We start from the raw sequence: 22442 nt of genomic DNA, 5'->3' as shown, positions 1-22442 counted from the left end.
ATGCCGAAAACCCCTGGTCCGCCCGGTGCGGGCCAGGGGTTACGGCTGCTGTTGCCTGAATTCCGTAACGATGACGGAGCGCTCAATCGTTGGCCATGGATCGGCGGTGGCTCAGCGACCGGCCGCCGCGTCGCACGCCTGAGCCCGCAGCGCCCGCGCCAGGTCGTCCCGCGCCTCCAGCACCAGCCGGCGCAGCGCGGGCGCGGCCCCCTCGTGCGCGGACAGCCACGCGTCCGTCGCGTCGAGGGTGTCCTGGGAGTCCCGCAGGGACGGGAACAGGCCCCGGACCACGTCCATCCCGATCTGGATGGACCGCTCGGCCCACACCCGCTCGATCGCCGCGAAGTACTTCTCGGCGTACGGGGCGATCAGCTCCCGCTGCGAGCCCTGCGCGAAGCCCGCGATGGTCGCCTCCACCAGCGCGTTCGACAGCGCGTCCGACTCCACGACCTGCGCCCAGGCCTGCGCCTTCACCGCCTGCGACGGGCGGGCCGCCAGGCAGCGCACCTGGTGGCGCTTGCCGGAGGCCGTGTCGTCCCGGGCCAGCTCGGCGGCCAGCACACCCTCGTCGGCGTCACCGTGCGCGGCGAGCGGCTCCAGGAACGCCCAGCGCAGCTCCTGGTCCACGTCCAGACCGTCGATCTTCTCCGTGCCCTCCAGCAGCCCGCGCAGCAGCCGCAGTTCCGCCTCGTCCGAGGCCACCGCCGCGAGGAACCGCGCCCACGCCAGCTGCTGCTCGCTGCCCGGCGCCGCGTCCCTCAGCTCCCGCAGCGCGCCCTCGCCGAGCAGCCGGCCGCCGGTCTCGCGCCAGTCGGGGGCCGCGTAGTGGGTCAGCGCCGAGTTCGCCCAGGCGTGCAGCATCTGGAGCACGCCGATGTCCGACTCGCGCCCCGCGAACCGCAGCACCAGCCCGGCGAAGTCCCGCGCCGGGAGCAGCGCGTCCCGGGTCATGTTCCACAGCGCCGACCAGCACAGGGCGCGGGCCAGCGGGTCGGTCAGGGCGCCCAGGTGGTCGCGGAGCGTCGCCAGCGAGGCGGCGTCGAAGCGCGTCTTGCAGTACGTCAGGTCGTCGTCGTTGACGAGGACCAGCTCGGGCGCCTCGGCGCCGGCCAGCTCCGCCACCACCGTGCGCGGCCCGTCGACGTCCACCTCGGCGCGCGCGTACCGCTCCAGGGCGCCCTCGCCCGTACGCCGGTAAAGGCCCACCGCCACCCGGTGCGGACGCAGCTCGGGGTGCCCCGCCGACGGAGTCGGCTGATGGAGCGCAGCGGCGGCCTCCTGCACCACCGCCAGCTCGTCGACGCGGCCGTCGGCGCTCAGCAGCACCTGCGGGGTCAGCGAGTTGACGCCCGCCGTCTGGAGCCAGGAACGCGCCCAGGCCGCCATGTCCCGCCCGCTGGTCTCCTCCAGCACCGACAGCAGGTCACCGAGGCGCGTGTTGCCGTACGCGTGCCGTTTGAAGTAGCGCCGGGCACCCTCCAGGAACGCGTCCCGGCCGACGTACGCCACGAGCTGCTTGAGCACCGAGGCGCCCTTGGCGTAGGTGATGCCGTCGAAGTTGAGCTTGGCGTCCTGGAGGTCGCGGATGTCGGCGGTGACGGGGTGCGTGGACGGCAGCTGGTCGGCGCGGTAGGCCCACGCCTTGCGCCGGTTGGCGAAGGTGATCCAGCCGTCGGTGAAGCGGGTCGCGCCGACCAGCGAGAAGGCGCCCATGAAGTCCGCGAAGGACTCCTTCAGCCACAGGTCGTCCCACCACTCCATGGTGACCAGGTCACCGAACCACATGTGCGCCATCTCGTGCAGGATGACGTTGGCGCGGCCCTCGTACGACGCCTGCGTCACCTTCCCCCGGAAGACGAACTCCTCCCGGAAGGTGACCAGTCCCGGGTTCTCCATCGCGCCGAGGTTGTACTCCGGCACGAACGCCTGGTCGTACTTGCCGAACGGGTACGGGTAGTCGAAGTGGTCGTGGAAGAAGTCCAGGCCCTGCTTGGTGACCAGGAAGACGTCGTCGGCGTCGAAGTGCGGTGCCAGGCCCTTGCGGCACATCGCGCCGAGCGGGATCTCCAGCCGCGTACCGTCCTCGAACACCCGCTCGTAGGAGTCCGTGACGTAGTGGTACGGCCCGGCCACCACACATGTGATGTACGTCGAGATCGGCTTCGTCTCCGCGAACCGCCACACCCCGTCGGCGCGTTCACCGGTGCCGTTGCTCCACACCGTCCACTCCTCGGGCGCCCGCACCTCGAAGCGGAAGGGCGCCTTGAGGTCCGGCTGCTCGAAGCACGCGAAGACCCGGCGGGAGTCGGCCGGCTCGTACTGCGTGTACAGGTACACCTCGCCGTCCTCGGGGTCGACGAAGCGGTGCAGGCCCTCGCCGGTGCGGGAGTAGGCGCACTGGGCGTCGACGACCAGCTCGTTGTCGGCGGCCAGGTCCTCCAGAGCGATCCGGGAACCGTCGAAGACCTCGCTCGGGTCGAGGTCGCGGCCGTTGAGGGAGACCGCGGTGACGCTCGGTGCGATCAGGTCGGCGAAGCTGCCCGCGCCGGGCTCGTTGCAGCGGAAGCGGACCGTGGTGACGGACCGGAAGGTTCGCGGGCCGTCGCCCCGCGCCTCACCGGTGGCCGAACGCACGTCGAGGGACACCTCGTACCCGTCGACGGACAGCAGCGCGGCCCGCTCCCGGGCCTCGTCGCGGGACAGATTCTCACCGGGCACGGGCGGCACTCCCTCGGGTGGTGTTCAGTATGCGGACAGCACCGATCCTGCCATGTGCCCCTGACGCACGGCAGTCGGGAATGGCCGGGGCGTCCGGTCGGTTCCCTGGAGAAACGCTCGGCACCGCCGCCCCATGAGGAGAGACATGTCGGTCAAGACGCCCGTCGACTTCTGGTTCGACCCGCTGTGCCCCTGGGCCTGGATGACCTCCCGCTGGGTCCTGGAGGTGGAGAAGGTCCGGGACATCGAGGTCCGCTGGCACGTGATGAGCCTCGCCGTCCTGAACGAGGACAAGATCGACGAGCTGCCCGAGGAGTACCGGGAGATGCTCCGGACCAAGGCCTGGGGCCCGGTCCGCGTCGTCATCGCGGCCCAGGAGGAGCACGGCGCCGAGATCCTCGGCGACCTCTACACCGCGCTCGGCACCCGCTTCCACAACCAGGGCGAGGGCCCGGAGAAGGAGACGGTGGCGGCCGCCCTCAAGGACGTCGGCCTGCCCGAGTCCCTCATGGACCACTGGGACGACACGCCCTACGAGCCGCAGCTGCGCGCCTCCCACAAGGAGGGCATCGACAAGGTCGGCCAGGAGGTCGGCACCCCGGTCATCGCCGTCCCCGGCGCCGACGGCGAGCAGCTCGCCTTCTTCGGCCCGGTCGTCACCCCGGCCCCCAAGGGCGAGGACGCCGCCAAGCTCTGGGACGGCACCCTCGCGGTCGCCTCGGTCCCCGGCTTCTACGAGATCAAGCGCACCCGCACCAAGGGCCCGGACTTCAGCAACCTGTAGGGGGCGGTGGCCGCCTGAGGTCACTTCTCCCCGTCGGCGGCGGCCTGCCTCCGGAACCTCTCCGGGAGCAGGCCGCCGTCGCGCTGCTTGTCCCAGCGCTGGAACCGCACGCAGCCGGCGACGTCGCAGCGCCAGTAGTCGTGCACGTACGGGATCTTCAGCTGCTCCTTCACGGCCGCCTTCTCGGCGTCGTCGAGCGGGCGGAAGTCCTGCATCCCCCCGCAGGTGGGGCAGGCCAGGCTTTTCCTCATCGGCTCCTCCGCGGTGCCCGTGGGACCGGGACGCCCGACGCCACGGCGCCGGTCCCGGGACGGCAGTACAGCGCGTGGCGGACGCGCCGCGCCAGGGGGAGGAGCGGAGGAACAGAGGCCCGGACGGCGCGCGGTGCGGGCACGCACGCCGGTGGCCGCCGCCCCGGGCGGGCGATCGGCCGCGGCCCACGCGCGTCCCGTTCCCGGGAGCGGAACGCCCGCCCAACGCCCAACGCCCAACGCCCAACGCCCAACGCCCAACGGCCCCGCGACCCCACGGAAAGCCCCCGCGAGTCACGTCCTCGCGGGGGCTCTCCTCTGTCCGCCTGCCGCCGTGAAGGGTGAGAAGACGATCACGAGGCAGGATGTCTCGGGGACTCAGGGACTCAGGGACTTGAGGACTCCAGGACTCAGGGAGCCAGCAGCAGCGTGTTCGTACGGGACCTCGCGGCCTCGTACCGCTTCGCCACGTCCTGCCAGTTGACGACGGCCCACATGGCGTCGATGAAGTCGACCTTCTGGTTCTTGTACTGGAGGTAGAAGGCGTGCTCCCAGGCGTCGAAGACCAGGATCGGGGTGGCGCCCTGGCCGACGTTGCCCTGGTGGTCGTAGACCTGCTCGACGATCAGCCGCCCGCTCAGCGGCTCGTAGGCCAGCACACCCCAGCCGGAGCCCTGGGTGGTGGCGGCGGCCTTGGTGAGCTGCGCCTTGAAGCCGGCGAAGGAGCCGAACGACTCGGCGATCGCGTCGGCAAGCTCGCCCACGCCGTCCGCCTCCAGCGGTTCGCCGCCACCGTCGCCGGTCATGTTGTGCCAGTAGATCGAGTGCAGGATGTGGCCGGAGAGGTGGAAGGCCAGGTTCTTCTCCAGGCCGTTGACCGAGCCCCACGACTCCTTGTCCCGTGCCTCGGCGAGCTGCTCCAGCGTGTCGTTGGCGCCCTTCACGTAGGCCGCGTGGTGCTTGTCGTGGTGCAGCTCGATGATCTCGGGGCTGATCACGGGGGCCAGCGCGGAGTAGTCGTACGGCAGTTCAGGAAGCGTGTAGACGGACATGGCGGATCCCCTCCGACCTCTTATTGCAAAAGGCTTGCAAGTGCACGCTAGCAGCAAGAAGGCTTCGGGGGGTCGAGGGGTGGACCGGCGTGCCGGGGCACGCGAAAGGGCCCCCGCACGGACCGTCTCCGTGCGGGGGCCCTCGAAGAGCTCCGGGCGGTGGCTAGCCGCGCGCCCGCCGCCGCTGCCGGGCGTAGCCGACGGCCGCCAGGGCCAGCGTCATCCCGCCCGTCGAGTACAGCTGCACCCGGGTGTCCGGCTCGCGGGCCATCAGTACGAACACCGTGGCCATGCCCGCCAGCGCCACCCAGGTCAGCCACGGGAAGCCCCACATGCGCACGACCAGCTTCTCGGGCGTCTCCCGCTCCAGCCGGCGCCGCAGCCGCAGCTGGGAGACGGCGATGAAGATCCAGACGACCAGGATGACCGCGCCGATCATGTTCAGCAGCCAGGAGAAGACGTCGTCCGGCCGCCAGTAGCTCAGCAGCACGCAGCCGAAGCCGAAGAGGGAGGAGACGAGTACCGCGATCCGCGGCACGCCGCCCGACACCCGGCCCAGCGCCTTCGGGCCCTGGCCGCGCTCGACCAGCGAGTAGCCGATGCGCGAGGCGCCGTAGATGTTGGCGTTCATCGCGCTGAGCAGTGCGACCAGCACGACGACGTTCATGAGCTGGCCGGCGCCCGGGATGCCCAGCTCGTCGAGGGCGGCGACGTACGGGCCCTTCTCGACGACCTCCGGGGAGTCCCAGGGGACCAGGGTGACGATGACCGCCATCGAACCGATGTAGAACAGCGCGATCCGCCACATCGCCGTCCGCACGGCGCTCGCCACGCCCTTGACCGGGTTCTCCGACTCGGCCGCCGCGATGGTCACCGTCTCCAGGCCGCCGTAGGCGAACACCGAGGCGAGCAGGCCGATGATCAGGCCGTCGCCGCCGTTCGGCAGGAAGTCGCCCAGGTGCGAGGTGCCGGGGGAGTCGGTGCCCGGCAGGACGCCGGTGATCGCCAGCACGCCCAGCACCAGGAACAGCGAGATCGCGCCGACCTTGAGGGCGGCGAACCAGAACTCGAACTCGCCGAAGTTCTTCACGGCGGCCAGGTTCGTCCCGCAGAACACCACCATGAACAGCGCCACCCAGACCCACTCGGGCGTGCCCGGCAGCCAGCCGTGGACGATCTGCGCGGCGCCGATGCCCTCGAGACCCACGGCCGTGCACAGCAGCACCCAGAACGCCCAGCCCGCGGTGAAACCGGCCCAGGGGCCGATCGCCCGCTCGGCGTGCGCGGAGAAGGAACCCGACGACGGATACGCGGCCGACATCTCGCCCAGCATCCGCATCACCAGCATCACCAGGAGGCCGGAGAGGGTGTAGGCGACGACGATCGACGGCCCGGCGGCGGCGATGCCGGCTCCGGAGCCGACGAACAGCCCGGCGCCGATCACCCCGCCGAGGGCGATCATCGACAGATGGCGCTGCTTGAGGCCGTGCGACAGGGAAGCGTCGTCCGACTGCGGCGGCGTACTGGTGGTGGTGCTGTTGGACATGGGGCGGTTCGTCCAATGCGTGGGGGGCGGGGGCAGGGCAAAAACGCCCACAGTCTCCGGTCTCGCGCCGGTCGGCGACACCGCCTGCCCACGATACGGACGGTCCCGATACGGAACGTGATCATCCGAATACGTCGCTCCGCTTCCGGGTGACGTCCGCCTCCCCGCCCCGGTGACCGGTGTCACGCGCAATCGCGTGTAGTCCGCTTCTTTGTCGGGAGCCCACCAAGCCGCCGATCGAGCCTTTGTCGAGCGCTGCTGGTGATCGCGCCCGACCCGCTGGGATAGCGTCGCGGTGTCCCGACATGTCCACACCACCGCGGAGTCCCCATGAGCACCGCTGCCGTCCCCGCCCGCCCCGGGCAGGTCCTCGCCGACCTCCTCCCCTCCTCCCGAGTCCGGGATGTCGCGCTCGTGGCCGGCGGCGCCGTGCTCACCGGCATCGCGGCCCAGATCGCGGTGCCCGTCCCCGGCTCCCCGGTTCCGGTGACCGGCCAGACCTTCGCCGCGCTGCTCGTCGGCACCTCGCTCGGCGCCCGCCGCGGCCTCCTCTCGCTCGCGCTGTACGCGCTGGTCGGCATGGCGGGCGTGCCGTGGTTCGCGGAGGGCGGCTCCGGCACCGGCGCCCCGTCGCTGGGCTACGTCTTCGGCATGCTGCTCGCCGTCACCGTCGTGGGCGCGCTGGCCCGCCGCGGCGCCGACCGCTCGGTGCTGCGCACGGCCGGCACGATGCTGCTCGGCGAGGCGGTCATCTACGCCGTCGGCGTCCCGTACCTGGCCCTCGCCGCCGACATGTCCCTCACCGCCGCGATCGCGGCCGGCCTCACCCCGTTCCTGATCGGTGACGCGCTGAAGGCCGCCCTGGCGATGGGCGTACTGCCGACCGCCTGGAAGCTGGTCGGCAAGCGGTAGCACCGCGCCCGTGCCGCGGCGCCGCCGCGGTTGTGCCACCGAGAAGAGGCTCGCCGGATCGCAGCTGCGACCCGGCGAGCCTCCTTCGCGTCCCGGCGACCGTCAGCCCTTGCCGGCGGCGTCCCGCTGCGCGGCGGCCTTCTGCTTGACGGCCTTCTGCTGGACGGCCTTCTGCTGGACGACCTTCTGCTTGACGAAGGCGACGGCGAGGACGAGTGCCGCGACGAGCAGCGACAGCAGCACGGTGGTGCGCCCGTTGTGCTCGGTGTCGGTCAGCATGTAGCCGAGCACGAAGACGATCACGGCGGCGGCCGCCCAGGTCAGGTACGGGAACAGCCACATCCGCACCACCAGCTTCTCCGGCGCCTGAGCCTGGATGATCTTCCGCATCCGCAGCTGGGAGAAGCAGATCACCAGCCACACGAAGAGGGCCACGGCGCCGGAGGAGTTGACGAGGAAGAGGAAGACGGAGTCGGGGAACTCGTAGTTGAAGAACACGGCGACGAAGCCGAACACCACGGAGACGAGGATCGCCGTCCGCGGCACACCGCGCCGAGTGGTCCGGGCGAACGCCTTCGGCGCGTCACCGCGCTCACCGAGCGAGAAGGCCATGCGGGAGGCCGTGTAGAGCCCGGAGTTGAGGCAGGACAGCACGGACGTCAGCACGATGAAGTTCATGATCTGACCGGCGTTCGCGATGCCGAGCGAGTCGAGGGCGGCCACGTAGGAGCCCTGGTCGATGATCGACCGGGAGTCCCAGGGCAGCAGCGCGACGACGACGAAGATCGAGCCGAGGTAGAAGACCGCGATACGCCAGATGATGCTGTTGGTCGCCTTGGTGACGGCCCGCTGCGGGTCCTCGGACTCGCCTGCGGCCAGGGTGGGGATCTCGCTGCCCATGAAGGAGAAGACCACGAGCAGCACGCCGGTGAGGATGGCCCCGGCCCCGTTCGGCAGGAATCCACCGTGCTCGGTCAGGTTGGCCAGCCCCGCCTGCTCGCTGTCGACGCCGGGCAGCACCCCGAAGACGGCCAGCCCGCCGACGACGATGAACGCGGCGATCGCGACGACCTTGATCCCGGCGAACCAGAACTCGAACTCGCCGTAGGAGCCGACCGAGACCAGGTTGGTGGCGGTCAGCACGACCATCACGATCAGGGCCCAGCCCCACTGCGGGACGGCCGGTATCCAGCCTTCGAGGATCTTGGCCCCGGCGGTCGCCTCCACCGCCAGCACCACCACCCAGAAGAACCAGTACAGCCAGCCGATGGAGAACCCGGCCCAGGGCCCGAGCGCCCGGTCGGCGTGCGCGGAGAAGGAGCCCGAGGTCGGGTTGGCGACGGACATCTCCCCGAGCATCCGCATCACCAGCACCACGAGCGTGCCGACGAGGGCGTACGAGAGAAGGATGCCGGGCCCGGCGGTGGCGATTCCCGAACTGGATCCCACGAACAGCCCGGCCCCGATGACGCCGCCGATGGCGATCATCGAAAGATGGCGGTTCTTGAGCCCGGCCTGGAGTCCGGACCCGGGTTCTTTGGGTCCTCGGGCCCCGTCCTCGGGCTTGGTGAGGGTCGGCTGCGAAGTCATGGGGGGTGTTTCCTTTGCGCCGGTCGAACAGTTTCCCGTACGAGGGGGAGTACGAGCTGGACCAGTGAAACGGAGGTGAAAGAATTCAGGAACCTCTGATTCCGGATTGTTACTTGAGCTTTCCCTGAGCTTCCATAGTTTTACTCGCTCTTTCCCGGACCTCGACACCCGACGCTGCTGCCCCGCGCTCCGCGTGTCACACTCAATCCATGCGCGTGTATCTCGGCTCCGACCATGCGGGCTACGAACTCAAGAACCACCTCGTCGAGTGGCTCGAGGCGGCGGGTCACGAGCCCGTCGACTGCGGCCCGCACATCTACGACGCCCAGGACGACTACCCGCCCTTCTGCCTGCGTGCCGCCGAGCGGACGGCCGCGGACCAGGGTGCCCTCGGCATCGTGATCGGCGGCTCCGGCAACGGCGAGCAGATCGCGGCGAACAAGGTGAAGGGCGTGCGCGCGGCGCTCGCCTGGAGCGAGGAGACGGCGTCCCTCGGCCGGCAGCACAACAACGCCAACGTCGTCGCGGTCGGCGCCCGCATGCACACGCAGGAGGAGGCGACGAAGTTCGTCGAGACCTTCCTCGCCACCCCGTTCTCCGGCGACGAACGCCACATCCGCCGCATCGACATGCTCTCGTCCTACGAGACGACGGGCGACCTTCCCCCCGTCCCGCCCCACCACCCCCAGCAGTAGGCCGCCGCCCGGCAGCGGGCCCCTGCCCGGCGGTCGCCAGGCCCTCGTCAGGGCGCGGCGCCGGACGCTCGGCAAGAGCGCGGGGCAGCGGGCCCGCACGGGGCGTTTCAGGCAGCAGGGCGCCCGCACGGGGCAGGGGCGCACACCCCCGCCGGGGTGCGGGCGGAGCCCTGAGCGCGTCCCGCCTCCCGGCCGGCCGGCCGAGCGGGCGGGCGGGCAGAACGCAGGAAGGACCACCCCGTGCCGGAAGGGCACACGATCCACAGACTGGCCAAGGACTACGCCGCCGCCTTCGCCACCGGCGCGCCCCTGCGTGCCACCAGCCCGCAGGGCAAGTTCTCCGACGCCGCCGCCCTCCTCACCGGCACCCCCCTCACCCGCACCGAGGCCCACGGCAAGCACCTCTTCCTGGGCTTCGGGGACGCCGACTGGATCCACATCCACCTCGGCCTCTTCGGCAAGGTCACCTTCGGACAGACCCCCGCGCCGCCCCCCACGGACACCGTCCGCCTCCGCCTCGCGGGCGACACCGCCTACGTCGACCTGCGCGGCCCCACCATCTGCACCCTGATCACGGACCCCGAGAAGCGGGCGATCCACGACCGCCTCGGCCCCGACCCCCTGCGCGAGGACGCCGATCCCGGGGCCGCGTACCGCCGCGTCTCCCGCAGCCGCACCACCGTCGCCGCCCTGCTCATGGACCAGAAGGTCATCGCCGGCGTCGGCAACGTCTACCGCGCAGAGGTCCTCTTCCGCCACGGCATCGACCCGTACCGCCCGGGCCGGGACATCACCCCCGCCGAATGGGACGCGATCTGGCAGGACCTCACGGAACTGATGCGCGAGGGCGTCCGGAACAACCGCATCGACACCGTCCGCCCCGAACACACCCCCGAGGCCATGGGCCGCCCGCCCCGCGTCGACGACCACGGCGGCGAGGTCTACGTCTACCGCCGGGCCGACCAGCCCTGCCACCTCTGCGGCGAGACCGTCCGCACCGCCGACCTCGCCGCCCGCAACCTCTTCTGGTGCCCGTCCTGCCAGCGGGGGCGGAACTAGGCCACGGCCGTCAGAACCCGTGCGGCAGCCACGGTGCGACGTCCGACCCGAACGCCGGCGACGCCTCCGCCAGCGCCCCCGGCCGCACCTGGCGCACCCGCCCGGCCGCGCCCAGCGAAGCCAGACTCACGCCGCCGAGGTACGCCGCCCCCAACTCCCGTACGGACAGGGCGAGCTCCGCCGCGTCGGACGTACGTTCGCAGGACGCCCCCTTCGCGTCCCCGGACAGCCGCCAACGCCCCGCGTTCCAGGGGCAGAAGGCGTCCTCCACCTCGAACACGACGTCCACCGGCGCCTGATAGGTCCGCGCCGCGAGCGCCGCCCCCACGTCCACCAGCCGCACGTACAACGCGTCCCGCAGCCCCGGCCGGCACCGCCGGATGTCCGACACCTGGTACTGCCACGCCTCGTCGACCGGCCGCCCGCGCACGGTCAGCGTCGTCGTCAGGTCGATGCCCCACAGGAAGCGCCACAGCGCCGCCTCGGTCGCCGGGTCCAGCCCCGCCAGGTCGTCCAGGACCACCGTGCCCTCGGGACCCCCGGACCCCCACCCCGGCCGCACCCGGAACCGCGCGTACCCGGTGACCTCGCCGTCCCGCCGGGCGACCACGCACTGCAACGGCGACGCCCCCTCCCGCTCACCGGCCGGGTCCAGCAGCCCCACCCGCTCCCAGCCGGGCCGCCGGGCCAGCATCCCGGGCCGCCCCGGCACCAGCCGTGCGTACACCGCCTCGCACGCGTCGAGGACGTCCGCGGGCGCCGCGTACCGCAGCCGTACGTCATCCGTGCCGTCCGGCACCGACAGACGGACCCGGTCCGTATCGATCTCGGCGTTGAGCTGGAAGGTCGCGGCGCCGTACCCGAACCTGCCGTAGATCGCCGGTTCGGAGGCGGTCAGCACGGCCAGCGGCTCGCCCCAGGACCGTACGTCGTCCAGCTGCCGGCGCATCATCGACGTCAGCACACCCCGGCGCCGGTGCGTGGCGGCGACGCCCACCATCGTCACGCCCGCCGTGGGCACCCGGGCACCGCCCGGCACGTTCATCCGGAAGCTGAACGCCCCCGCCGTCCCCACGCACTCGTCGCCCTCCCAGACGCCGAGCGAGCGGTCGGCCTCGGTCAGGGACTCGTACAGCTCCATCCCCTCGTCCGACTCCGGAACCCCGCTGAAGGCACGGACCAGGGTCCCGTACCACGTCTTCCACTCGTCCCGCCGCAGTACCCGCAGTTCGGTCGTCGGACCGCCGCCGTCATCGCCATTGCCCATGGACCATGCGTATCAGGGCCGCACGGGACGGGCGAGGGAATTTCCGCCAGGTTGCGGCGCGACGGCCGTTCGTGAAGTTCACTGTGAAGTCGGGCCTCTCACGGGGGACAAGTAGGACCTCCCGTGCCAAGCGCCCGGTCCGATGGATAGGGTCCCGAACTAATGGCAGCAGGACGACAGCGGCGCGCGGAAGCCGAGACGTTCACGGCCCGGTGGAAGAAGCAGTGGCACCGGGCCCGCGTCGGCATGCGCAGATCCGCCGTCGACTACTTCCGCGGCGACGGCTCCGACTGGATCGCCCTGGCCGGACTGCTGCTGATGATCCCCGTCATCGCGGCCACCACGATGGTGAACTCCGTATGGTGCTCACCGGCCGCACTGGTCCTGCCGATCGTCGCGGGCGGCCTGCTGCTGCGCCCGGCCAGCCTGCTCGGCCTGTACGCGGCGGCGGCCACGGCGCTGATCGTGGAGTCGGTGCAACTGGGCCCGTACACGGAGGGCCCCTCCCGGGTCACCCCGGGCGTGGTCCTGGTCGTCGCGGCCTGCGGCTTCTTCGGACTGCTGGTCGCCCAGTTCCGCAGCCGGGTGGGCGTGCCCTGGCGACGCGGCGGCACCATGCTCTTCGACCTGCGTGAACGCATCCGCGTCCAGAGCAAGCTGCCGGGGCTGCCGACGGGCTGGCACCGGGAGATGGCGCTGCGCCCCGCCGGCGGACAGTCCTTCTCCGGTGACTTCGTCGTCGCGGCCCGCACCAACGGCGGACGGACGCTCGAGGTGGTCCTCACCGACGTCTCCGGCAAGGGCATGGACGCGGGCTCGCGCGCCCTGCTGCTGTCGGGCGCGTTCGGCGGACTGCTGGGGAGCCTCCCCCCGCACGCGTTCCTGCCGGCCGCCAACGGCTACCTGCTCCGCCAAGACTGGGACGAGGGCTTCGCCACCTCCATCCACCTCGTCCTGGAGCTCGACTCCGGCGACTACGAGCTGTACTCCGCCGGACACCCACCGGGCCTCCAGCTCAGCGCGGGCACCGGACGCTGGGAGGAGAAGTCGGCCGAGGGACCGCTGCTGGGTGTGTACGACGGGGCGCAGTTCGACCCGGTGAAGGGCTCGCTGCGGCCCGGCGACGTGCTGATGCTGTTCACGGACGGTCTGGTGGAGACCTCCGAGCGCGACATCGCCGAGGGCATCGACCGCCTCACCGGCGAGGCCGACCGCTATGTCGCGGGTGGCTTCCACGGCGCCGCCTGGCACCTGATCGAGGCGGTGGCCAAGGACGTCAACGACGACCGCGCGCTCCTGCTGATCTGCCGGGAGGGCCCGACGGCCCAGACCCCGACGGCTGCGGACTGACACACTGGGCCGCGTGTCCCACATCCAGTCACACGCCCCCGAGCCCACCCCGCGGCCTGCCTCCGAGGCCTCCGGCGAAGCCGCCACCGAGCCCCGCACCGAGCTCACCTCCGTGGCCGCCACCGAGCCCGCCCCGCGGCTCTCCCTGGCCGACGTGGAGGCCACCGCCCGTGCCGCCCACGCCGGACAGACCGACAAGGCGGGACGGCCGTACACCGAACACCTGCGGGCCGTCGCCGAGGGTGTACGACGGCGCGGCGGGGACGACGAGCAGATCGCGGCGGCCTGGCTGCACGACGCCGTCGAGGACGACGCGCTGTCCGAGCGGTGGCTGCGAGAGGCCCCGCTGAGCCGCCGTACCAAGGACATCGTCCTCGCCCTCACCAAGCGGGCCGGGGAGCCGCCCGAGGCGTACGCCGCACGCATCCTCGACACGCCCGGCGCGCCGCTGGTCAAGGAGGCGGACCTGGCGCACAACGCCGATCCGGCACGGCTCGCGGTCCTCGACGAGGCCACCCGCACACGACTGACCGAGAAGTACACGCGGATGCGCGCGCTTCTCGGTCCGGTCGGGCCGTCCTGACGCACAGGCGCAGGGCCCCTAGACGGAGACTTTCTCGCCGGCCTCGCTCGACGCCCGCGCGTCGCGCACCTCGTGCTCCTCCCGCCGCTCGCGGACCCGGGCGGCCTCGCCGGGGTCCCGTTTGAACGCCCAGTCCATCCTCGGCTCCACCACGCACCGCAGGACCCGTTGGACGGGCTTGGTGCACAGCAGGGTGATGACGGAGGCCGCGAGGACGGTCAGTACGACCGCGCCGAGCGGCTCGTCCCACACGGGGTCGTGGAACCAGCCCGCGAAGGTGCCCTCCTTCGACAGGAACCCGTGCAGCAGGTAGCCGTAGATCGTGCCCGCGCCGAGCGCCGTGAACCACATGCGCCGGCCCGGCACCCAGGCGAAGAAGCACGCGGTCAGCACCAGCGAGCAGCCGAAGAGCGCGAGCGTCAGGACCGGCCCGGACCACCAGGGGGCGCCCGAGTCCTGCACGGCGGCGTTGCGGTAGAACCAGCCGGTCTCCATGCGCGGCACCGACCACCAGCCGATGACCACGGCCGCCGCGACCACCGGCACGGACAGGATCCGCACCGAGCGGCGCCGCACCAGCTGGAAGTGCTCGGGGCGCAGCACCAGGCCCAGCACGAAGCACGGCAGGAACTGCAGCACCCGCTGCATGTTCAGGTCGTTCCCGATGGTGGGTGTCACGGAGGCCAGCGCGGCGATGCCCAGGGCGATGGGCAGCGGCCAGCGGACCGTCCGCCAGATGGGGGTGGTCAGCCGCCAGACGAACAGCGCGCACAGGAACCACAGCAGGTAGGTGGGGTCCAGCAGGCTGATGTCGTTGGCCGGGTCCTCGCTGAAGCGGCGGTGCAGCGCGTAGGCGACCTCGAAGACGACGTACGGGACGGCGACACCGGTGATCAGCCGTTTGACGCGCTTGGGGCTCAGGTCGAAACTGCGCGAGAAGTAGCCGGAGATGATGATGAAGGCCGGCATGTGGAACGTGTACAGGACCCGGTACAGGGTCTCCACGGTCCGGTTCCCGTCCAGGATCTGTCCCCAGGCGTGACCCACGCCGACCAGCACGATCGCCAGGTACTTGGCGTTGTCGAAGAACGCGTCGCGCTGCCGGCCGGGCTGTGTCCGCCGACCGGACCGAGCCGGCCGACTGGACTGTGTCTGCTGGCCCGATGCCGGCCGGCCCGATGTCTGCTGGTCCGGTGGGGGCGGCGTCTTCCGGTCGCCGTGCGGTCGCAGCGAGCTCGTCATGCGACCCCCCGCCAAAAACTCGGCGGGACGTCGCGGGACCTCGCTGCTCTGGTGGGGGACGAGGCAGCGTAGAACATCTGAGGCACCCTAGCGTTCTCGGCGGGATTCCGTAAAACCTTCGAAGTCATTCCCGTATTCGGATCCCGAGTGCCTCGCGACTACCCCGCATTTCGGGGAACTCGACCTCTCCGGTCGCGTGACTGCCCCCACACCGTTGCGTGTGACAGCACACCGGAGCGACCCCTGGGCCGTCCTGCTTGTCATGACTCATCCTGACTAAACAGGGCATAAGTCCGGTGGGCGACTCCGCTGCAATGTCCGCTTCAATGAGTTCACGAGGGCCTGCCGGGAATCCTGTGATCTCCCTGTGTTGTCCCCGTCGGTGTGTGTCCCGCGACAATTCGAAATATCTGCGAACGCGTTGTGTGGGCATCGAAACGGAGCGCCCGTAATTCCCCGAGCGAGTGCCCTGTCGAAATTCTGTACGGGATGTGATGGCCGGATACGTCCATGTGTGCGGGGAGTGCGTCACCCCAGGATCCGGCCGGATGATGTGTCACCTGCCGCATGACGGGGCCCGGTTGGTGGCACGATGGTTCTGGCGGGGGTGTGAGGGCTGCACCTCCGGGCCGGGAGAGCGGACCGACCGAGGGTGTGATCAGTTGTGGCCATTTCACTGTCAGTGGTGCTGCTGTTGGCAATCATCCTGGTGGTGCTGCTGCGAGGAGGGTCACTCAAGGCGGGCCCGGCGATCGTCGCGGTCCTCTTCGGCTTCTTCCTGGCCTCGACCGGCATGGCCGACGACATCCAGCGGTTCCTGGACTCGATAGCGGAGACGCTCAACTCCATCCAGTTCTAGCCGGGCCGCACAAAGGCCTCCGGCCCGGTCCCCTCGAAGGGACCGGGCCGGAGGCCTCTCGGAGCGGGCGACGGGAATCGAACCCGCGTAGCTAGTTTGGAAGACTAGGGCTCTACCATTGAGCTACGCCCGCACAGCGCGCGCCGCCGGTCGCCGACCGCGGCACTGCAGGCATCTTAGCGGGTCGTCGTCCCTCACCGCGAACCCCTTCCGGTCCGAGCCGGTCCTTCACGGACGCCCGGGTAATCCGGCGGTCCCCGGTGCCCGGCGGCATGTACCCTACGTGTCGCACCAGACGGGGTGTGGCGCAGCTTGGTAGCGCGTCCGCTTTGGGAGCGGAAGGCCGTGGGTTCAAATCCCGCCACCCCGACCAATCACCGGCCGCCGCCGGCCCCGGCCCGCTGCTGTACCGGCCGCCGCGGGGTGTCGTACCGGCCGCCGCGGGGTGTCGTACCCGCCGCCCCGCGGTCTCGTCCGGGCCGGTCACCGGCGCTCGCGGCCTTTCGACGGGCCCTCCGGCGGGTCGTCCCGGGTGATCGACCCGTGATTCCCGTGATCGCCTTTTGGGCCGTGTAGTCGCTGCCGTTACTATGCAAGCTGCACGCCCGTGTGTCTCAGTGTATGAAGTCTCCGGGCGGCGAAATTTGCCGGACGCCCTCTGTTTCCGGCAGAACCCAAGAAGTCAGCCACCAAGGAGACCGAACCGTGAAGAGCGCCGTGGAGACCCTGAACCCGACCCGGGTTCGGCTCACTGTCGAGGTGCCCTTCGAGGAGCTCAAGGACAGCCTCGACGCGGCGTACAAGAAGATCAACCAGCAGGTCACGGTGAAGGGCTTCCGCAAGGGCAAGATCCCGGCCCGGGTCATCGACCAGCGGTTCGGCCGCGGTGCGGTTCTGGAGGAGGCGGTCAACGACGCGCTTCCGAAGTTCTACACCGACGCGGTCAACGAGGCCGAGCTGAACCCGCTCGGCCAGCCCGAGGTCGACATCACGGAGCTGAAGGACGGCGAGACGCTGAACTTCACCGCCGAGGTCGACATCCGCCCGGCCATCGAGATCCCGGACTACTCCGGCATCGAGGTCGAGGTCGACGCCGTCGAGATCAGCGACGAGGACGTCGAGAAGTCGGTGGAGCAGCTGCGCGAGCGCTTCGCCTCCACCACCCCCGTCGAGCGTGCCGCCGAGGACGGCGACGTCGTCACCCTCGACCTGCAGGCCAAGGTCGACGGCGAGGTCCTCGAGGACGGCGTCGCCGACGGCGTCTCCTACACGATCGGCTCCGGCGAGCTGCTGGACGGCATCGACGACGCCGTGAAGGGCGTGGAGGCCGGTGGCGAGGCCACCTTCACCTCCGAGCTCAAGGGCGGCTCGGCGGCCGGCAAGGAGGCCGAGGTCACCGTCAAGGTCACCCAGGTCGCCAAGCGCGAGCTGCCCGAGCTGGACGACGACTTCGCGCAGCTCGCGTCGGAGTTCGACACCCTGGAGGAGCTGCAGGCCGACAGCCGCAAGCGCCTGGCCAACATGAAGCAGTACGACCAGGCCACGCAGGCCCAGGAGCGCGTGCTCGACAAGCTCCTCGAGCTGGTCGAGGTGCCCGTCCCCGAGAAGCTCCTCGAGGACGAGGTCAACACCCGCAAGCACAACCTGGAGCACCACCAGCTCGGCCAGATGGGCCTGGACCTCGACAAGTACCTGGAGCTCCAGGGCAAGACCGCCGAGGAGTTCGAGACCGAGACCCGCGAGGCCGCGGTCAAGGGCATCAAGACCCAGTTCGTCCTCGACGAGCTGGTCAAGCAGGAGAAGCTCAACGTCAGCCAGGAGGAGCTCACCGAGCACCTCATGCGCCGCGCCGCCTCCTCCGGCATGTCCCCCGACCAGTTCGCGCAGGCCGTCGTCGAGCAGGGCCAGGTCCCGCTCCTCGTCGGCGAGGTCGCCCGCGGCAAGGCCCTGGCCGTCGTGGTCGAGAAGGCCACGGTCAAGGACACCAACGGCGAGGTCGTCGACCTGGAGGACGAGGAGGAGGAGACGGAGGCCACGGAGGCCGCCGCCGAGTCCGCCGAGTCCGGTGACGACAAGGCCGAGGAGAAGTCCGAGGAGAAGACCGAGGGCTGAGCCCCACGGCACCCCTGACGCAGTAACGACGGGCCCCGAGACGCGGTAAGCGCTTCGGGGCCCGTCGCGCTCACGTCCCGGCGACGCGGGGGCCGTCCCGGGGCGGCTCCACCGCGGGCGCGGCCCGCCCTCCCACGGGCCCGCGGCCGCGGACGTACCGAGCCGCCCACGGTGCCGGCGAGCCGCCGCTCACCCAGCGGAGCGACATGCGCTCACAGCGAACACCGCGAGAACCGGGATGGCACCGCAGGGCCTGCGCGTTAGGGTCCATGAATACGAGGGCAGGGGAGTCCCCGAAACCGGCCGGACGGCCCCGCGCCCCGGCAGAACACGTGAGACGGCCCGGCGCCGTCGTAAGACGAGCAGGTGGATACGTGACGAATCTGATGCCCTCCGCCGCCGGCGAGCCCTCCATCGGTGGTGGCCTCGGCGACCAGGTCTACAACCGGCTGCTCGGCGAGCGGATCATCTTCCTCGGCCAGCCGGTCGACGACGACATCGCCAACAAGATCACCGCGCAGCTGCTGCTCCTTGCCGCCGACCCGGACAAGGACATCTTCCTCTACATCAACAGCCCCGGCGGATCGATCACGGCCGGCATGGCGATCTACGACACCATGCAGTACATCAAGAACGACGTGGTGACGATCGCGATGGGCCTGGCGGCCTCGATGGGCCAGTTCCTGCTCAGCGCCGGCACCCCGGGCAAGCGCTTCGCGCTCCCGAACGCCGAGATCCTGATCCACCAGCCCTCCGCGGGCCTGGCCGGCTCCGCCTCGGACATCAAGATCCACGCCGAGCGGCTGCTGCACACCAAGAAGCGCATGGCGGAGCTGACCTCCCAGCACACCGGTCAGACGATCGAGCAGATCACCCGCGACTCGGACCGTGACCGCTGGTTCGACGCCTTCGAGGCCAAGGAGTACGGCCTCGTCGACGACGTCATCACCACGGCCGCCGGCATGCCGGGCGGCGGCGGCACGGGGGCCTGAGCCGCTCCCCGCGGGCCCCCGGGTCTCCCCGGGCCCCGCGGAGCCGAGCCCAGCCCTCCGCGGGCCCAGCGCGCCCGTCCAGCCGGCCCCGAGCCGACCGCCTCAGCCCCTTTCCAGGAGACACTGTGAACGACTTCCCCGGCGGCCTGTACGACCACTCGCGTGCCGAGTACACCGGCCCCACCGCCGAGTCCCGCTACGTGATCCCGCGCTTCGTCGAGCGCACCTCCCAGGGCGTCCGCGAGTACGACCCGTACGCGAAGCTCTTCGAAGAGCGTGTGATCTTCCTCGGCGTCCAGATCGACGACGCCTCCGCCAACGACGTCATGGCGCAGCTGCTGTGCCTGGAGTCGATGGACCCCGACCGGGACATCTCGATCTACATCAACAGCCCCGGCGGCTCCTTCACGGCGCTCACGGCCATCTACGACACGATGCAGTTCGTGAAGCCGGACATCCAGACGGTCTGCATGGGCCAGGCGGCCTCCGCCGCCGCGATCCTGCTGGCCGCCGGCACGCCGGGCAAGCGCATGGCGCTGCCGAACGCGCGCGTCCTGATCCACCAGCCGTACAGCGAGACGGGCCGCGGCCAGGTCTCCGACCTGGAGATCGCCGCCAACGAGATCCTCCGGATGCGCGCGCAGCTGGAGGAGATGCTGGCCAAGCACTCCACCACGCCGGTCGAGAAGATCCGCGAGGACATCGAGCGCGACAAGATCCTCACGGCCGAGGACGCCCTGAACTACGGCCTGGTCGACCAGATCATCTCCACCCGCAAGATGAACAACGAGTCGGTTCGCTGACGCGGAGCGAGTATCGTCTGCTGCTCCTTGGCACGGTGCACGTCAAAGTGAACCGTGCCAAGGGGGGCCCGGACGGGGGGCTCAGCAAGGTACCGTCGGACATAAGGCAGCACCAGGAGTCCGCCGGCCGTTGACGTGACGTCGACGGCTGAGCGTCTCCCAGGCGAAGGGGAAGCACACCGTGGCACGCATCGGTGACGGCGGCGATCTGCTCAAGTGCTCGTTCTGCGGCAAGAGCCAGAAGCAGGTCAAGAAGCTCATCGCAGGGCCCGGTGTGTACATCTGCGACGAGTGCATCGACCTCTGCAACGAGATCATCGAGGAGGAGCTCGCGGAGACCAGCGAGGTGCGCTGGGAAGAGCTTCCCAAGCCCCGCGAGATCTACGAGTTCCTCGACGGGTACGTCGTCGGGCAGGAAGCCGCCAAGAAGGCGCTCTCCGTCGCGGTGTACAACCACTACAAGCGCGTCCAGGCCGGTGAGAACGGCGGCGGCCAAGGCCGCGAGGACGCCATCGAGTTGGCGAAGTCCAACATCCTGCTGCTGGGCCCCACCGGCTCCGGCAAGACCCTCCTCGCCCAGACCCTGGCGCGCATGCTGAACGTCCCGTTCGCGATCGCCGACGCCACGGCGCTCACCGAGGCGGGGTACGTCGGTGAGGACGTCGAGAACATCCTGCTCAAGCTGATCCAGGCGGCCGACTACGACGTCAAGAAGGCCGAGACCGGGATCATCTACATCGACGAGATCGACAAGGTCGCGCGGAAGAGTGAAAATCCGTCGATCACACGAGACGTCAGCGGCGAAGGCGTCCAGCAGGCCCTGCTGAAGATCCTCGAGGGCACCACGGCCTCGGTCCCGCCGCAGGGCGGCCGCAAGCACCCGCACCAGGAGTTCATCCAGATCGACACGACGAACGTGCTGTTCATCGTGGGCGGTGCCTTCTCGGGCCTGGAGAAGATCATCGAGGGCCGGGCCGGCGCCAAGGGCATCGGCTTCGGCGCGACGATCCGGTCCAAGCGGGAGCTGGAGTCCAAGGACCAGTTCGAGTCCGTCATGCCCGAGGACCTGGTCAAGTTCGGCATGATCCCCGAGTTCATCGGCCGGCTCCCCGTCATCACCTCGGTCCACAACCTCGACCGCGAGGCCCTGCTCCAGATCCTGGTCGAGCCGCGCAACGCACTCGTCAAGCAGTACGAGCGCCTCTTCGAACTCGACGGCGTCGAGCTGGACTTCGAGCGCGAGGCCCTGGAGGCCATCGCCGACCAGGCCATCCTCCGCCAGACCGGCGCCCGCGGCCTGCGCGCCATCATGGAGGAAGTCCTCCAGGGCGTCATGTACGAGGTCCCCTCCCGCAAGGACGTCGCCCGCGTCGTCATCACGGCCGACGTGGTCCTCTCCAACGTCAACCCGACCCTCATCCCGCGCGATTCGCGGGGTCGGGGCCCGGGGGAGCAGAAGACGGCGTAGCCGCAGCTACCGTAAGAAAGCCGAAGGGGCCCGGTCGACCGACCGGGCCCCTTCCGTGCCACCGTGCGGCGTCAGGCCTTGACGCGGACTTCCTTGCGGAACTTGGCGGTGAGGTCGGCCGCCTTCTCCGGGTCGCCGCCCTTGCCCGCCGCGATGTCGAGAAGGTCCATCGGCATGACCCAGCCGAGCGTGCTGTGGTCACCCCAGATGCAGTACGTCATCGTCATCTTCTTGGGCTCGTTCTCGCCGCCGGTGGAGTTGTCGTACTCGGCCTGCTGGCACTTGATGATCGCGCCGTCCAGGGAGTCCGGCTTGTACTCCTTCGGGTCACCCTGCAGCGTGACCTCCTCGTCGCCGCCGCCCTTCTCGCTCTCCTTCTTCATGTGCGCGAACATCGCGTCGACAGCCTTCTCCGGGTCGTCGATGGTGCCGTAGACGCCGGCGAACATGAGCTGCTTGGAGGCCAGTGGGTTCTCCTCGTTCTTCGCCTCGTAGGCGGCGCTGGCGTCCTTGGCGCCCTTCACCCCCCAGGTCTCGGCGTCCTTCATGTCGCTCTCGTCCATGGTGCTGCCGCCGCCCTCGGCCTTCGTGTAGTCCGTGAGCACCGTCGCCGGAGTCGTCAGCTTGTGCGGGCCGTCGTCGGCGATGTCCGAGCCGCCGCCCCCGCCGCCGCCGCCGAACACGAAGTACGCCCCCACGCCGATCGCCGCCACGACGGCGACCGCGCCGATGATCAGGCCCGTCTTCTTCTTGCCACCGCCCGGCGCGGGAGGCTGGGGCATGCCGTACGGGGCCTGGCCGGGCGGCTGCTGGCCGTACGGGGGCTGCTGGCCGTACGCGGGCTGCTGGCCGTACGGGGGAGTCTGCGGCGGGACGCCGCCCTGCTGCGGCTGCTGCGGGTAGCCGTAACCCGGCTGCCCGGGCGGCGTCTGCTGGGGGTAGCCATAGCCGGGCTGGGGAGCCTGCGGCGGCTGCTGGCCGTACGGCCCCGGCTGGCCGTACGGTCCGGGCTGCTGGGGCTGCCCGCCGTACGGGCCCGGCTGGTTGTGGCTCATTCTTGGGTTCCCCTCCGGATGTTTACGTGGTGCTGACATCCTGACTCAGACCTGGCGTGCGCAGGTCACCGGGGGCCGCACCGTTACAAAGGAAACGCGTTTCG

At 70.5% G+C, this 22442-nt stretch carries 19 protein-coding genes and 2 tRNA genes; 12 read left to right on the top strand and 9 right to left on the bottom strand.

Translation table 11 applies throughout. The annotated features are described in order from the left end of the window. Positions 1-111 precede the first annotated feature (111 nt). Complete coding sequence (gene pepN / locus ACH4F2_RS01325) at positions 112-2718, bottom strand: aminopeptidase N (RefSeq protein WP_398130614.1); 2607 nt, start codon at positions 2716-2718, stop codon at positions 112-114. A gap of 145 nt (positions 2719-2863) precedes the next feature. On the opposite strand from pepN, the gene ACH4F2_RS01320 reads away from it, so the two are divergent. Further along, on the top strand, positions 2864-3502 hold the full coding sequence (locus ACH4F2_RS01320) for a DsbA family protein (protein WP_398130613.1): 639 nt from the start codon (positions 2864-2866) through the stop codon (positions 3500-3502). Positions 3503-3522: 20 nt separating this feature from the next. Here the strand turns inward: ACH4F2_RS01320 and ACH4F2_RS01315 are convergent, their stop codons facing one another. The 3 genes from ACH4F2_RS01315 to ACH4F2_RS01305 all read right to left on the bottom strand — a co-directional run bounded on the left by ACH4F2_RS01315 (position 3523) and on the right by ACH4F2_RS01305 (position 6351). Next, complete coding sequence (locus ACH4F2_RS01315; protein WP_398130612.1) at positions 3523-3753, bottom strand: hypothetical protein; 231 nt, start codon at positions 3751-3753, stop codon at positions 3523-3525. A gap of 410 nt (positions 3754-4163) precedes the next feature. Next, positions 4164-4805, bottom strand: a complete 642-nt coding sequence (locus tag ACH4F2_RS01310; protein ID WP_398130611.1) for a superoxide dismutase — start codon at positions 4803-4805, stop codon at positions 4164-4166. A gap of 163 nt (positions 4806-4968) precedes the next feature. Then, positions 4969-6351, bottom strand: coding sequence for an amino acid permease (locus tag ACH4F2_RS01305; protein ID WP_398130610.1), 1383 nt, complete (start codon positions 6349-6351; stop codon positions 4969-4971). A 330-nt stretch (positions 6352-6681) separates the two neighbouring features. On the opposite strand from ACH4F2_RS01305, the gene ACH4F2_RS01300 reads away from it, so the two are divergent. Then, positions 6682-7263: a biotin transporter BioY gene (locus tag ACH4F2_RS01300; protein WP_398130609.1), complete on the top strand. Its 582-nt coding sequence runs from the start codon at positions 6682-6684 to the stop codon at positions 7261-7263. A 102-nt stretch (positions 7264-7365) separates the two neighbouring features. Here ACH4F2_RS01300 and ACH4F2_RS01295 read toward each other — a convergent pair whose 3' ends face one another. Further along, entirely contained in the window at positions 7366-8853 is a 1488-nt protein-coding gene (locus ACH4F2_RS01295) for an amino acid permease (protein ID WP_398130608.1), read from the bottom strand. 209 nt (positions 8854-9062) lie between these two features. Here ACH4F2_RS01295 and ACH4F2_RS01290 point away from each other — a divergent pair, with 209 nt between their 5' ends. Together ACH4F2_RS01290 and ACH4F2_RS01285 are read left to right on the top strand one after the other, a co-directional pair. Beyond that, entirely contained in the window at positions 9063-9548 is a 486-nt protein-coding gene (locus ACH4F2_RS01290) for a ribose-5-phosphate isomerase (protein ID WP_398130607.1), read from the top strand. A gap of 240 nt (positions 9549-9788) precedes the next feature. Beyond that, the gene (locus ACH4F2_RS01285) at positions 9789-10607 is read left to right on the top strand and encodes an Fpg/Nei family DNA glycosylase (RefSeq protein WP_398130606.1); all 819 of its coding nucleotides are present in this window, start codon (positions 9789-9791) and stop codon (positions 10605-10607) included. 10 nt (positions 10608-10617) lie between these two features. On the opposite strand, the gene ACH4F2_RS01280 is transcribed toward ACH4F2_RS01285, so the two are convergent. Beyond that, on the bottom strand, positions 10618-11874 hold the full coding sequence (locus tag ACH4F2_RS01280; protein ID WP_398130605.1) for a GNAT family N-acetyltransferase: 1257 nt from the start codon (positions 11872-11874) through the stop codon (positions 10618-10620). A 162-nt stretch (positions 11875-12036) separates the two neighbouring features. Here ACH4F2_RS01280 and ACH4F2_RS01275 point away from each other — a divergent pair, with 162 nt between their 5' ends. Both ACH4F2_RS01275 and ACH4F2_RS01270 read left to right on the top strand, forming a co-directional pair. Next, on the top strand, positions 12037-13224 hold the full coding sequence (locus ACH4F2_RS01275) for a PP2C family protein-serine/threonine phosphatase (RefSeq protein ID WP_398130604.1): 1188 nt from the start codon (positions 12037-12039) through the stop codon (positions 13222-13224). A 112-nt stretch (positions 13225-13336) separates the two neighbouring features. Then, entirely contained in the window at positions 13337-13807 is a 471-nt protein-coding gene (locus tag ACH4F2_RS01270; protein ID WP_398130890.1) for an HD domain-containing protein, read from the top strand. 18 nt (positions 13808-13825) lie between these two features. Here the strand turns inward: ACH4F2_RS01270 and ACH4F2_RS01265 are convergent, their stop codons facing one another. Then, the gene (locus ACH4F2_RS01265; RefSeq protein WP_398130603.1) at positions 13826-15049 is read right to left on the bottom strand and encodes an acyltransferase family protein; all 1224 of its coding nucleotides are present in this window, start codon (positions 15047-15049) and stop codon (positions 13826-13828) included. A gap of 664 nt (positions 15050-15713) precedes the next feature. Here ACH4F2_RS01265 and ACH4F2_RS01260 point away from each other — a divergent pair. Beyond that, positions 15714-15908, top strand: coding sequence for a hypothetical protein (locus tag ACH4F2_RS01260; protein WP_398130602.1), 195 nt, complete (start codon positions 15714-15716; stop codon positions 15906-15908). Positions 15909-15970: 62 nt separating this feature from the next. Here the strand turns inward: ACH4F2_RS01260 and ACH4F2_RS01255 are convergent. Next, positions 15971-16041: transfer RNA gene (locus ACH4F2_RS01255), tRNA-Gly, on the bottom strand. A gap of 163 nt (positions 16042-16204) precedes the next feature. On the opposite strand from ACH4F2_RS01255, the gene ACH4F2_RS01250 reads away from it, so the two are divergent. The 5 genes from ACH4F2_RS01250 (at position 16205) to clpX (ending at position 21283) form a co-directional block, all read left to right on the top strand. Then, positions 16205-16281, top strand: a tRNA-Pro gene (locus ACH4F2_RS01250). A 332-nt stretch (positions 16282-16613) separates the two neighbouring features. Next, positions 16614-18020: a trigger factor gene (gene tig / locus ACH4F2_RS01245; protein ID WP_398130601.1), complete on the top strand. Its 1407-nt coding sequence runs from the start codon at positions 16614-16616 to the stop codon at positions 18018-18020. Between the two features lie 386 nt (positions 18021-18406). Further along, the gene (locus tag ACH4F2_RS01240; protein ID WP_031040345.1) at positions 18407-19012 is read left to right on the top strand and encodes an ATP-dependent Clp protease proteolytic subunit; all 606 of its coding nucleotides are present in this window, start codon (positions 18407-18409) and stop codon (positions 19010-19012) included. A 125-nt stretch (positions 19013-19137) separates the two neighbouring features. Then, complete coding sequence (locus ACH4F2_RS01235; protein ID WP_398130600.1) at positions 19138-19815, top strand: ATP-dependent Clp protease proteolytic subunit; 678 nt, start codon at positions 19138-19140, stop codon at positions 19813-19815. Between the two features lie 181 nt (positions 19816-19996). Then, positions 19997-21283: an ATP-dependent Clp protease ATP-binding subunit ClpX gene (gene clpX / locus ACH4F2_RS01230; protein ID WP_398130599.1), complete on the top strand. Its 1287-nt coding sequence runs from the start codon at positions 19997-19999 to the stop codon at positions 21281-21283. Between the two features lie 71 nt (positions 21284-21354). On the opposite strand, the gene ACH4F2_RS01225 is transcribed toward clpX, so the two are convergent. After that, complete coding sequence (locus ACH4F2_RS01225; protein WP_398130598.1) at positions 21355-22338, bottom strand: hypothetical protein; 984 nt, start codon at positions 22336-22338, stop codon at positions 21355-21357. Positions 22339-22442 lie beyond the last annotated feature (104 nt).

This window comes from Streptomyces sp. NPDC017890 (assembly GCF_044328675.1).
GTDB lineage: Bacteria > Actinomycetota > Actinomycetes > Streptomycetales > Streptomycetaceae > Streptomyces.
The sequence above is the reverse complement of the archived record's forward strand: the minus strand, read 5'-3'. Positions and strand labels throughout refer to the sequence as shown.

What these genes read in the sequence shown, in the direction of transcription:
- ACH4F2_RS01320 (WP_398130613.1), top strand. Translation starts at nt 2,864, where the DNA reads ATGTCGGTCAAGACGCCCGTCGACTTCTGGTTCGACCCGCTGTGCCCC.
- ACH4F2_RS01315 (WP_398130612.1), bottom strand. Translation starts at nt 3,753, where the DNA reads ATGAGGAAAAGCCTGGCCTGCCCCACCTGCGGGGGGATGCAGGACTTC.
- ACH4F2_RS01310 (WP_398130611.1), bottom strand. Translation starts at nt 4,805, where the DNA reads ATGTCCGTCTACACGCTTCCTGAACTGCCGTACGACTACTCCGCGCTG.
- ACH4F2_RS01305 (WP_398130610.1), bottom strand. Translation starts at nt 6,351, where the DNA reads ATGTCCAACAGCACCACCACCAGTACGCCGCCGCAGTCGGACGACGCT.
- ACH4F2_RS01300 (WP_398130609.1), top strand. Translation starts at nt 6,682, where the DNA reads ATGAGCACCGCTGCCGTCCCCGCCCGCCCCGGGCAGGTCCTCGCCGAC.
- ACH4F2_RS01295 (WP_398130608.1), bottom strand. Translation starts at nt 8,853, where the DNA reads ATGACTTCGCAGCCGACCCTCACCAAGCCCGAGGACGGGGCCCGAGGA.
- ACH4F2_RS01290 (WP_398130607.1), top strand. Translation starts at nt 9,063, where the DNA reads ATGCGCGTGTATCTCGGCTCCGACCATGCGGGCTACGAACTCAAGAAC.
- ACH4F2_RS01280 (WP_398130605.1), bottom strand. Translation starts at nt 11,874, where the DNA reads ATGGGCAATGGCGATGACGGCGGCGGTCCGACGACCGAACTGCGGGTA.
- ACH4F2_RS01275 (WP_398130604.1), top strand. Translation starts at nt 12,037, where the DNA reads ATGGCAGCAGGACGACAGCGGCGCGCGGAAGCCGAGACGTTCACGGCC.
- ACH4F2_RS01265 (WP_398130603.1), bottom strand. Translation starts at nt 15,049, where the DNA reads ATGACGAGCTCGCTGCGACCGCACGGCGACCGGAAGACGCCGCCCCCA.
- ACH4F2_RS01240 (WP_031040345.1), top strand. Translation starts at nt 18,407, where the DNA reads ATGCCCTCCGCCGCCGGCGAGCCCTCCATCGGTGGTGGCCTCGGCGAC.
- ACH4F2_RS01225 (WP_398130598.1), bottom strand. Translation starts at nt 22,338, where the DNA reads ATGAGCCACAACCAGCCGGGCCCGTACGGCGGGCAGCCCCAGCAGCCC.